The sequence below is a fragment of the Gordonia lacunae genome (genome assembly GCF_002149015.1).
Classification (GTDB): Bacteria; Actinomycetota; Actinomycetes; order Mycobacteriales; family Mycobacteriaceae; genus Gordonia; species Gordonia lacunae.
Genome location: NZ_NGFO01000062.1, coordinates 1 through 10,852, shown reverse-complemented (window position 1 = coordinate 10,852; position 10,852 = coordinate 1). Strand labels below are relative to the sequence as shown.

The 10,852-nt window shown below is 64.7% G+C and carries 11 protein-coding genes and 2 pseudogenes; 9 read left to right on the top strand and 4 right to left on the bottom strand.

Annotation, left to right across the window (positions count from 1 at the left end; translation table 11 throughout):
- Positions 1–479: 479 nt before the first annotated feature.
- From CA982_RS25750 to CA982_RS25730, 5 genes and pseudogenes are all read left to right on the top strand, one after another.
- Positions 480–860, top strand: a complete 381-nt coding sequence (locus CA982_RS25750) for an ArsR/SmtB family transcription factor (protein ID WP_035755463.1) — start codon at positions 480–482, stop codon at positions 858–860.
- Positions 857–1,966 carry an ACR3 family arsenite efflux transporter gene (arsB, locus tag CA982_RS25745; RefSeq protein ID WP_035755465.1) on the top strand — a complete coding sequence of 370 codons (1,110 nt, stop codon included), beginning with the start codon at positions 857–859 and terminating at the stop codon, positions 1,964–1,966. Before CA982_RS25750 ends, arsB begins: the two co-directional genes overlap by 4 nt.
- Positions 1,966–2,647 (top strand): annotated as a pseudogene (locus CA982_RS25740) (arsenate reductase ArsC). The gene arsB and the pseudogene CA982_RS25740 overlap by 1 nt, the downstream one beginning before the upstream one ends.
- Positions 2,648–2,677: 30 nt before the next feature.
- On the top strand, positions 2,678–3,106 hold the full coding sequence (locus CA982_RS25735; RefSeq protein WP_035755467.1) for an arsenate reductase ArsC: 429 nt from the start codon (positions 2,678–2,680) through the stop codon (positions 3,104–3,106).
- Complete coding sequence (locus CA982_RS25730; RefSeq protein WP_035755471.1) at positions 3,103–3,525, top strand: arsenate-mycothiol transferase ArsC; 423 nt, start codon at positions 3,103–3,105, stop codon at positions 3,523–3,525. Before CA982_RS25735 ends, CA982_RS25730 begins: the two co-directional genes overlap by 4 nt.
- Before the next feature lie 52 nt (positions 3,526–3,577).
- Here CA982_RS25730 and CA982_RS25725 read toward each other — a convergent pair whose 3' ends face one another.
- Positions 3,578–4,075 (bottom strand): ArsI/CadI family heavy metal resistance metalloenzyme, encoded by a 498-nt coding sequence (locus CA982_RS25725; RefSeq protein WP_035755472.1) that lies wholly within the window; start codon positions 4,073–4,075, stop codon positions 3,578–3,580.
- A 97-nt stretch (positions 4,076–4,172) separates the two neighbouring features.
- On the opposite strand from CA982_RS25725, the gene CA982_RS25720 reads away from it, so the two are divergent.
- Positions 4,173–4,532, top strand: a complete 360-nt coding sequence (locus CA982_RS25720; protein ID WP_035755474.1) for an Rv2640c family ArsR-like transcriptional regulator — start codon at positions 4,173–4,175, stop codon at positions 4,530–4,532.
- Here CA982_RS25720 and CA982_RS25715 read toward each other — a convergent pair.
- From CA982_RS25715 to CA982_RS25705, 3 genes are all read right to left on the bottom strand, one after another.
- Positions 4,497–5,705 (bottom strand): hypothetical protein, encoded by a 1,209-nt coding sequence (locus CA982_RS25715; RefSeq protein WP_035755476.1) that lies wholly within the window; start codon positions 5,703–5,705, stop codon positions 4,497–4,499. The genes CA982_RS25720 and CA982_RS25715 overlap by 36 nt on opposite strands.
- 695 nt (positions 5,706–6,400) lie before the next feature.
- On the bottom strand, positions 6,401–6,727 hold the full coding sequence (locus CA982_RS25710) for a helix-turn-helix domain-containing protein (protein ID WP_035755478.1): 327 nt from the start codon (positions 6,725–6,727) through the stop codon (positions 6,401–6,403).
- A complete protein-coding gene (locus CA982_RS25705; RefSeq protein WP_035755480.1) occupies positions 6,724–7,770 on the bottom strand; it encodes a tyrosine-type recombinase/integrase in 1,047 nt (348 codons plus the stop codon). Before CA982_RS25705 ends, CA982_RS25710 begins: the two co-directional genes overlap by 4 nt.
- 121 nt (positions 7,771–7,891) lie before the next feature.
- Between CA982_RS25705 and CA982_RS27025 the strand changes: the two are divergent.
- The 3 genes and pseudogenes from CA982_RS27025 to CA982_RS25690 form a co-directional block, all read left to right on the top strand.
- Positions 7,892–8,014 (top strand): annotated as a pseudogene (locus tag CA982_RS27025) (transcriptional regulator); the annotation flags it as partial.
- A gap of 285 nt (positions 8,015–8,299) precedes the next feature.
- A complete protein-coding gene (locus CA982_RS25695) occupies positions 8,300–8,701 on the top strand; it encodes an ArsR/SmtB family transcription factor (RefSeq protein ID WP_035755482.1) in 402 nt (133 codons plus the stop codon).
- Positions 8,698–10,644: a heavy metal translocating P-type ATPase gene (locus tag CA982_RS25690; RefSeq protein WP_035755484.1), complete on the top strand. Its 1,947-nt coding sequence runs from the start codon at positions 8,698–8,700 to the stop codon at positions 10,642–10,644. Before CA982_RS25695 ends, CA982_RS25690 begins: the two co-directional genes overlap by 4 nt.
- Positions 10,645–10,852 lie beyond the last annotated feature (208 nt).

Below are 10,852 nucleotides of genomic sequence, written 5' to 3'. Positions count from 1 at the left end.
GGCTGGCGGAGAGGCAATATTCGCCGGTGCGATATTGGTCATTGGCCTCACCATCATTACTCGATGATACATCGTATTTCATTGTTAGGCAACTGTTTTCACACATCGTGTGTCGATTTATGTTCAGTCGCAACGTCGTTCGCTCGACATCAGATCCACACTTCTTTGGCGTCCGGTCGGGTTTGGCCTTTCCTGATATTTGGCCGCTTGTGCGCGCTGGCCGGATGTGGCAGGAGCGGAGAGCGGCCCGGTGCCGCGATGGGAGCGCAGCGCGTGGCGGCGGGTCGGTCGGAGTCTCTTGCCGCGCAGGTCAGGGCGTAGAACAATCGGCGGGTCAGGAACGGCGTTCTTCGCGGCGGCCGCGGTCGTTGCCACGCCTCGGGCGGGAGGTGGGCGCCGCGCGAGGGGCGGCGTCGGCGCGGTTCGCGTTCAGCCGATGTTCATTTGTTCGGTGGTTTGAGGTCTGTCAATATAGACGTATGTCGAAACAGAAGGTGTTGCCTGTCGTGGCAGGCGAGGCGTGTTGCACGCCGTTGGTGCAGGAACCGCTCAGTGCCGATGCGACAGTGGAGCTCGCGCGCATGTTCAAGGCAATGGGTGATCCGGTGCGGCTGCGGTTGCTGAGCTTGGTGGCCAGCCATGCCGGCGGGGAGGCCTGCGTGTGTGACATCTCGGAATCGTTCGATCTGTCCCAACCCACCATTTCCCATCATCTGAAGGTGTTGCGGCAGGCGGGGTTGCTGGACTGCGAGCGCCGGGGAACGTGGGTGTATTACTGGGTCATTCCTGCTGCGTTGCAGCACCTTTCGTCGATTCTGAGTTCAGCGGATCCCACCGCAGACACGTTGGTGACCGCGTGAGTACCGCTACGAACACACCAGAGCATCCCGCGGTCGTCGGCAAGCTCTCCACCCTCGACCGGTTCTTGCCGGTGTGGATCGGGGTGGCCATGGTCGCCGGGTTACTCCTGGGCCGGCTGATTCCCGGCCTGAACGATGCGCTCTCGGCCATCTCGCTCGATGGTGTCTCACTGCCCATCGCGATCGGCCTGCTGATCATGATGTATCCCGTACTGGCGAAGGTTCGCTACGACCGCCTCGACACCGTGACCGGGGACAAGCGCCTGCTCATCGGGTCGCTGGTTCTCAACTGGGTTGTCGGCCCGGCGTTGATGTTCGCGCTGGCCTGGATCTTCCTGGCCGACCTGCCCGAGTACCGCACCGGGTTGATCATCGTCGGGTTGGCACGGTGCATCGCGATGGTCATCATCTGGAACGACCTGGCCTGCGGCGACCGTGAAGCAGCGGCCGTGTTGGTGGCGATCAACTCGGTGTTCCAGGTCGTGATGTTCGCGGTCCTGGGCTGGTTCTACCTCTCGGTGCTGCCGGGCTGGCTGGGACTGGAACAGACAACGATCGACGCCTCGCCGTGGCAGATCGCAAAATCGGTGCTGATCTTCCTGGGTATCCCACTGGTCGCCGGGTTCCTATCCCGGTATCTGGGGGAGCGGAGCAAGGGACGCGACTGGTATGAGTCGAAGTTCATTCCCAGAATCAGTCCGTGGGCGTTGTACGGGTTGCTGTTCACCATCGTGATTCTCTTTGCCCTGCAAGGTGATCAGATCACGTCGCAACCCCTCGACGTGGTCCGGATCGCAATTCCGTTGCTGGTGTACTTCGCCGTGATGTGGGGCGGCGGGTACGCGTTCGGCGCTGCCATGAAACTCGGGTATGAACGCACCACCACGCTGGCGTTCACCGCCGCGGGCAACAACTTCGAACTGGCCATAGCGGTCGCGATCGCAACGTATGGGGCCACCTCGGGCCAAGCCCTGGCCGGGGTGGTGGGGCCGCTGATCGAGGTGCCGGTCCTCGTGGGATTGGTGTACGTCTCGCTGGCGTTGCGTAAGCGCTTCACCGCCCCACAATCGACAGCTCAGCCGAGCTCGGTCACGGAGGCACGGTGATGGACGACTCGACCCTGGATCAGCGCCTGGCGGCAGGGGAGCATCGCGCACAGCCCGAACTGCTCATGCCCCACGTCGTGCTCAGTCGGATTGCCGCGGACTTGGCCGCAAAGTACGAGGGTGTGGTGTCGCGGCAAACGGTGGAGCGCTGCGTTTTCGAGTCGTATGCGGCACTGCGCCGCACCTCGCGGGTACAGGCGCATCTGACCTCGTTGGCGAGCCGGTTCGCTGCCGACCGGTTGCGTGCACTGGCGCAATCCGACGGGGCGATCGCCAAAGACGTGCCCGAGGTGTTGTTCGTGTGTGTGCACAATGCCGGCCGGTCGCAGATGGCCGCAGGTCTGTTGACCCACCGGGCCGGGCCGCGTCCATGTCCGATCGGCGGGTTCAGCGCCGGTCCATTCGATCAACCCCACCGTGGTCGAGGCGATGACCGAGATCGGGATCGACCTGGGCAACGACTTCCCCAAACCGCTGACCGACGATGTCGTCGCCGCCGCCGATGTCGTGGTGTCGATGGGTTGCGGTGATGCGTGCCCCATCTATCCGGGCAAGCGGTACCTCGACTGGACAGTCACCGATCCCGAAGGCCTGCCGTTGGATCGGGTGCGCGCAATTCGCGACGACCTCGACACCCGCGTTCAACGGTTGCTCGACGAGCTCGCCCCTCACCCCGCATAACCCCGTCACACCGAAAAGGAAGCTGCTCCCATGTCTGCACAGACACCGAGTGTGTTGTTTGTCTGCGTCCACAACGCCGGCCGCTCTCAGATGGCCGCCGGGTTCTTGACCGCCCTGGGCGGCGGTCGGGTCGAGGTTCGTTCCGCGGGGTCAGCCCCCGCCGACGCCATCAACTCCGCCGCTGTCGAGGCAATGGCCGAGGTCGGTATCGACATCTCCGACCAAGCACCGAAGATCCTCACCCCCGACACCGTCGAATCCTCCGACGTGGTCATCACCATGGGATGCGGCGACGCCTGCCCGGTCTTTCCCGGCGTCAGCTACCGCGACTGGGCCCTGGACGACCCTGCCGGCAAAGGCATCGATGCGGTGCGCCCGATTCGCGATCAGATTCGTTCGCTCGTGGTCGACCTGCTGGCCGAGATCGCGCCCGCCGACGACACCGCGAGTGTGCGATGAGCACACCACACTCGGTTCTGTTCGTGTGCGTGAGCAATCGGGGCAAGTCGGTGATGGCCCAAGGTTTGGCGAGCACGCTGGCCGACGGAACGATCAACGCCTCCTCGGCCGGCACCGACGCCGCGATCGGCAAGCGCGTCAACGAGCTGTCCGCTCAGGTACTCGCCGAGGCCGGCGTCGACGTCAGTGACCACACCCCTCGCCAGCTCACCGACGACCTGATGCGCGAGGCGGACCTGACCGTCGTACTGGGAACCTCCGCGCAGGTCGCCCCACCAGAAGGGGCCGTCGTCGAGGTCTGGGAAACCGATGAACCCTCCTTGCGCGGGATCGACGGCGTCGAGCGCATGCGCCTGATCCGCGACGACATCGCCGCTCGACTCACCGACCTCACCACCCGCCTGACCCACACCACCTGAACCGGTCGGCGGGCACCATCAGGGGTGCCCGCCGACCGGCGGGAATGGCCTCTCAGCAACAAGCGGTCGACGCACTCACCGTGGACTGGCCGGGCTGCGCAGCGCCGGCGGTACCGCAGCACACCGCAGAATCAGAGTCAGGGGTCTCGTTGTCCGCCAACAGCGTTGGGCTGGTCCCGAAGGTGTCAGAGTCGGCCAGCACCGTGTAGACCTCCCACTTTTCACCTGCCGGACCGGTCACCCACACCTTGTCCTGGGTCGCGAAACAACAGGTGGCGTTGATCTCCTCCTCGGTGAACAGGCCTTCGCCGCTGAGCCGGGCGATCTCGGCGTGCACCTGATCGCTGGACTCGACCTCCACACCGAGGTGGTTGATCGTGCCGCCCTTACCCGGATTCTCCAGCAGCACCAGCTTCAACGACGGCTCCGCGACCGCGAAGTTCGCATAACCCGGCTTGCGTTTGGCCGGTGCCACATTGAACAACTTCGAGTAGAACTCAACCGCCTGATCCAGATCATCGACGTTGAGCGCGAGCTGCATGCGCGACATGACTACCTCCACCTGTGAGACATACATCGAACTACTGACATGGTCCAGAGTGCCAACCTCTTCGACATATGTCAATGAGGTCGGTAGGATTGGGTACATGCCCAAGACGCTTCCGGTCATCGACATGACCGATCCCATCTGTTGCGCACCCGTCTCGGCCTCGCCGCTGGATGACGCCGCGGCGCTGGAGATCGCCCTGCGGCTCAAAGCTCTTGCCGATCCAGTGCGGATCAAGCTGATGTCGATCCTGCTCACCGATGCCGCGGGGGAGGTCTGCACCTGCGACCTGGCGACTGCTGTCGGATTGTCTGAGCCCACGGTCAGCCACCACCTCGGACAACTCAAGAAGGCCGGCATGGTCCTGCCCCAGCGCCGCGGCATGAATGTCTACTACCGGGCCCACGCCGACGCTCTGCAAGCTTTACGGCAGGTCCTCGACCCGACATGCTGCCGCTGAGCGACTTGTGTCTACCGGGACGTCGGTCGGCGGGGTTGGGTGCTCGGTGTCGTGGCTGTGCAGGTAGGCGGTGTAGTCGCGTTGGGCCAGTTGCGCCCACTGCGATGAGGTCGTAGAGCACAGTCCGAGCTGGGTTGCCAGGACTGCGGCGGGTAGGTCCGCGCCCAACGCGAGTAGGGCGTGGTTGCGGCTGATGCGGGTGGGAATACCTGCGGTGGTGAGCTTTCGGTTCAGTGTTCTGACGTGCATCGGGTGGTGGGCTGTTCTGCCCGGGAAGAGGTAATGTCCGCGGCCGTCCCGGGTGCGAGTGCGCGGGTCGGCGCAGACGGTGCCGGCAAGGGTGTCGATGAGCTCAGCGAGGCGCTCGGGTAGCTCGATAGGGTGACGTGCCAGCGTCACGTACCTCCGGTCGCGATCGTGGGTGAGCGACGAAGTGGTGAGGTTCTGCACCTGGGGGAGTCGTGCGCCGTAGAGCAGCACGAGTAAACCCGCGATGCGGGTGGGCAAGTCAGCGGAAGTGTCGCCGGAGAGCAGCGCGGCAATGGCGTGTTGGTGGGCGTGTTCGTCGCCGGTCTGCGACGGCGGTGGGGTGGGGTAACGGGTCACCGATAGGTCGGTGGCCAGTCCACGTTGCGTCAGCCACGTGATGAACCCGGCGATGTTGTTGGTGCGATGATGCTGTCCGTCGGTCCAGGCATCGAGCATCGGTTGGGTCAGGTCACTCACGGTGTGGCCGTGCTCGTCGAGGTGGGTCAGAAGCGAGATGGCGACGCGAATTTTGTTGCGGCCGGAGTCGGCGGCGGCGTGGGTGAACCGGCGACGGCGGGACCTGCGGCGAGCGCGCCGCAGGATGGCCCAATGCCCATAGGGGCGGATCAGCGCGCTGTGGTGGGCGGGCAACGCGGCGGCGGTCTCGTTGATCCACGTGTCGAGCCGTTCGAGGGCTTCATCGCGTTCGGGCAGTATGGCGGCCTCGATAAGCAGTTCGCGCAGATGGTGGCGCCCCCACCCCGGCGGGCACTGGTCGAGCACGGTGTGGCTCATGGGGTGCTCGCTGGAGGCCAGCGACCTCAGCAGCTGGCCGGTCGCGGGCTTGGTCAGCCACCTCAGCGTCGAGCGCGGCTGGCCACGGGCGGCAAGGAACGCCGGCAACTCCTCGAGGCTGTCGGGCATCGACCCCTGAGGTGTGGTGAGCAGGTCCCGGGCCTGCCGGATGATCGAGCAGCGGTGGCAGGTTCGGGCGAAATGATGTTGCCCCGTTCCGCCGCACGTTGCACACCGATAGTCCAGGTCAGAGCCCGCGCATGGACCGCAGATGCGTTGACTGGCAGCATTTCTGCCGATGAGTGCGGCGGTGGTGCCGCAGTCGGTACAGGACGCCGACTCGGACAGAGTCCGTCGATAGCAGCGCACGCATACTGGTCCCAAGGGCCACCGGGTGTGCACTTCACGGAGCAGTCCGCAACGTCTGCACGTCTCCTCGGGTGCTGTGGCGCAGCGCCGGCACAGGTCCACGGCGCCGGGGCGAGCTCTGATCGCGATCGGCGCGTGGTCGTTGCAGCGTCCGCAGAGGCGTGCCGGTGCGGTGTAGCAGCGCTGGCACAGCTCGCCGTCCTTACCGCTGGTCTTGATGTGGTCGATCTGTCCGCAGCCGGTGCAGCGGCGTTTGGGACGCGCACAGTGACCGCATAGCGGATCGCCTGCGGCCGTGCGTGTGCTGGGGGCGGTGCGCTTGCCGCAGTTGCTGCACGGTTCGCGGCGGCGGATGTTGTAGCAGGACCGGCAAATTCCCCCTTCGGGTGTGCGTTGGGATCTCGGGGCGATGGTGCCGCAGTCCGAACAGGGATACTTCGGCGGAGAGGCGACACTCACGACTCGGTGCCCGGTCGTCGAATGGTGGTGCGACGAGCGGTGATCGGTGTGACCCCTGCCGGTTTGCCGGCAGTCTTGCGGACTGTGGTGTCGACGATGTGGGGTTCGATCAGATCGTTGGGGGTGCACTCGAGGATGTCGCACAGGGCGACCAGGGTGTGCATGCTCAGCCGTTGCGGTTGTCCTGTCACCAGCCGGTACACCTGCTCGCGGGAGAGTGTGATGCCGCGGTCAGCGAGGTGCGGTTGCAGATCGGTGGTTGAGTACATGCCGTGGGCGGCCATCCTGGCTCGCAGATGCCACGTGTAGTCGATCTGCTTCATGTCGGGGTCCCGTCATTGAGGAGGTGGCCGTATCGGGCGTGGATGGACTGCATGAGCAGTCCGTTGCGGTACTCGTTGCTGACCCCGATGTAGACCGCCGTGGTCGAGGAGAATGCGTGGCCGACTTGTTCCTGGATGAATCGTTCGGTGTAGTCGAACTCCACCAGATGCGTGACGTAGGAGTGGCGCAGCGAGTGGAGGTCGAGTGTCGGGTCGATTCCTGCGGCGTCGCGGGCGGTGGCGAAGGCGGTGTTGAGTGCGCGCACTCCCAGTCGGCTGCCGCGTTCGGTGAGAAACAGTGCTGGGTGTCCGGTGTGGTCGAGCTCGCTGCGCACTTCGGTGAGGTAGTGGTCGAGGATGTCCACGATCCAGCTCATCTCCGGCACTGTGAGCACGGTGCGGCGTTTGGGCGGGCCGCCCCGGGACGCTTTGCCGTGCCGCACTGTCAGTGCCCCGAACCGACCGAAGGCTGGGAATTTCGAGTTCCTGCGGAGGTCAACGACGTCGCTGCGGGAAACCTCCTGCCGGCGTAGGCCGTAGGCGTAGCAGTATTTCAGTGCTACGGCGTCTCGCAGCGCCGGTATCGCTCCTTTCCGGCCGCGAGATCGGATCTGCGCGACCCGTGCGTCGGCGGCATCGAACAGTGCCTGGACCTCGTCGTAGGTCAGTGGCCGTCGACCGGGATCACCTTCGTACTCACCGATGTGGATGATGGAGTTGTCTTCGTGGAAGACCTGCACGGGCGCGCGACCGAACTGAGCAATGCACTCAGTAACCCAGTCGTAGCGGGCATCGAGCAGGTAGGCACAGAACAGGCCGATGTCCACCTCGTAGCCGCGGACGGTGGACAACCGAAGTGGGGTTGGGCCCGATCGAAGATGACTGATCCACGCTTCGCCCTCCTCGGGGGTCCACTGCCACGGATACAGTCCAGCGAACTCGGCGAGGCGGCGCACTAGCCGCGTTCGAGGACCGATTGTCGACTCGCGCAGGAACTTTGCCCGCTGCTGCTGAGCCCACCCGTCAACCATCGCATCGAACATCGCCCGTTCAGGATCGAGCTGCACAACATTCTGGGTCAGCGCTTGTCGCGCGCTGACAACGTCGTCACGTGTCACACCTATGTTGTATCAGATGCATCAATGATGCACGCAACTGTTCTGCTGCCTACGTGGGTGCGGTCTAGTGATCGCGACGCCTGAGGGTCGGCGCAGTCGATATGAGTTGGCTGACAGTCGGATTGGGCATGCACTCGACGGTCTACTTGGGCCGGTCCTCACGGTGGATTCCGCACCGACGTCGCAGACGGACTGGCCCTCGGCGTGCAGGGACCCCCACGTTCTTTCTCGACGACCAGCGGTGAGAACCCGCCTCAATCGACGACCTCACGCAGCCCCTTCACCAGGCTGCGACGGATCAAACCCCTTTAGGAAGTCCACACCGCCAGATGGCACTCTGTCGTATCGACAGAAGCGGTCTCCCACGTTTGCCGCGTTCCGCAAAGCTCCTACGAGGTACGAACTGCACCGACCCACGCTTTGATTGATCGTTGATAGCAGTTATCATCGGTATATGACGATGAATGAAGTTGGTGAGTGTTTCGTTTCGAACGGCACCGGATCGAATGTGGATGCGGCGGTGGCGTTGTTCCACAGCCTGTCTGATGGCACCCGCTTAGCGATCGTGCGTCGCCTAGCTACCGGGGAGGCCAGGGTCGCCGACCTCGTAACAGAGTTGGGACTGGCGCAGTCGACGGTGTCGGCGCATGTGGCATGCCTGCGCGACTGCCGACTGGTGGAGGGCCGCCCACAGGGCAGGCAGGTGTTTTACAGCCTCACCCGCCCTGAGCTGATGGATTTGCTGGCATCGGCGGAAACTCTGCTGGCTGCCACCGGCAGCGCGGTAGCGCTCTGCCCGAACTACGTCAGCGACGTCACCGATTCAGTCCAGGCCAGCAAGGAGAGTCTTCGATGAGCGATGCGTGCGGCTGCGGCCACGACGAACCCACCACCGACGAGACCGAGGAACACGCGCCGGAACACCTGTGGCAGGTCCGGGAACTCCAGTTTGCGGCAGTTTCCGGGGTGTTTCTGTTGGGCGCGTTGATTGTCGGCTGGGTCGGCGCACCCCGCGCGGTCGAGATCGGCCTCGAGGCGGTAGCACTGGCGCTGGGGGCCTGGACGTTCGTGCCTTCTACCCTGCGCCGGTTGGTGAAGGGACAGATCGGGGTCGGCACATTGATGACCATCGCCGCGGTTGGTGCGGTCATCCTCGGCGAGGTCGGAGAGGCGGCAATGTTGGCCGTCTTGTTCTCCATCAGCGAAGGCCTCGAGGAGTACTCGCTGGCCCGCACCCGCCGTGGTTTGCGGGCCCTGTTGTCGCTGGTGCCCGACCAAGCGACCGTGCGCCGCGGCGGCACTGACGTGATGGTGGCACCGAGTGAGCTACGCGTCGGCGACATCGTTTTGGTCAGGCCCGGCGAGCGGGTCGCCACGGACGGCGTAGTACTCAGTGGGCATACAGCACTGGACGTTTCGGCGATCACCGGCGAATCCGTCCCGGTCGAGGTCGGTCCGAAGGCAGAGGTGTTCGCCGGGTCGATCAATGGCACTGGGGTACTGGAAGTCGAGGTCACCACGACCTCCGAGGACAACTCGCTGGCCCGGATCGTCCGGATCGTCGAGGCTGAACAATCCCGCAAGGGCGCGAGCCAACGCCTGGCCGACCGGATCGCCAAGCCCTTAGTGCCCGGCGTGATGGTCGCCGCGGCCCTGGTCGCAGGGATCGGTAGTCTCGTTGGCGACCCGATGGTATGGATCGAACGCGCGTTGGTGGTGCTGGTCGCCGCGTCTCCGTGCGCGCTGGCGATTTCGGTGCCGGTCACCGTGGTCGCTGCGGTCGGAGCGGCAAGCAAGTTGGGTGTCCTGGTCAAGGGTGGCGCCGCGCTCGAGGCGCTGGGCAGGGTCCGCAATATCGCCCTCGACAAGACTGGCACACTTACCCGTAATCAGCCGGCCGTCATCGAAGTCGCTACCACAAACGGCACACGCGGAGAACAAGTCCTCGCCGTTGCCGCGGCGCTGGAAGCCCAAAGCGAACACCCTCTGGCGCGCGCGATTCTGGCCGCTACCGATCTGCGGATGGCGGCGGCCGAGGTCGAATCTGTCACCGGCGCCGGACTGACCGGCCTCGTCGGTGGCCGTCCCGCCCGGCTCGGCCGACCGGGCTGGCTAGACGCCGGTGAACTCTCGGACACAGTCACGGCGATGCAAGAAGCTGGTGCCACTGCCGTGCTGGTTGAATACGACGGCCAGCTCATCGGCGCCATCGCGGTGCGCGACGAGCTGCGGCCTGAAGCGGCCGAGGTGGTTAGCCACCTTCATCGGTCCGGTTATCAGGTAGCAATGCTCACCGGCGACAACACGGCCACCGCTACCGCCCTCGCCGCGCAAGCTGGCATCACAGACGTTCACGCCGAGCTACGACCGGAAGACAAAGCCCACCTGATCACGCAATTGCGCAAGTCGCGGCCGACAGCGATGGTCGGCGACGGCGTCAACGACGCACCCGCGCTGGCCACCGCAGACCTGGGCGTCGCCATGGGCGCGATGGGCACCGACGTCGCGATCGAAACCGCCGACGTAGCTCTCATGGGCGAAGACCTACGGCATCTGCCCCAAGCGTTCGACCACGCCCGCCGTGCCCGCCGCATCATGCTGCAAAACGTCGGGTTGTCGCTGGTGATCGTCGTCGGCCTGATGCCGCTGGCCCTGTTCGGCGTACTCGGCTTAGCAGCCGTGGTGCTTGTCCACGAACTCGCAGAGATCGTCGTCATTGCCAACGGTGTGCGTGCAGGCCGTGCGAAACCACTGACCGCCCCACCCGCAACCTCAGCCCCAATCACAGTGCCGGCGTAGGCAAAAGCAACTTCCATACCGGTGAGCACAACCCACACCCGGGTTGTGCTCACCGTGCTCGCCCTGCTTATTGCCGTCGGCGATCTGAGCCTATGACGCCCAATCTGGAACAGGCGCTTAAGCAAACTGTGAGGAACTCGATCGTTGGCGAGTCGACCTCGGTTCTCACCCAGCCAATGTTGCATCAGCTGGCAATAAATCCCGTTCG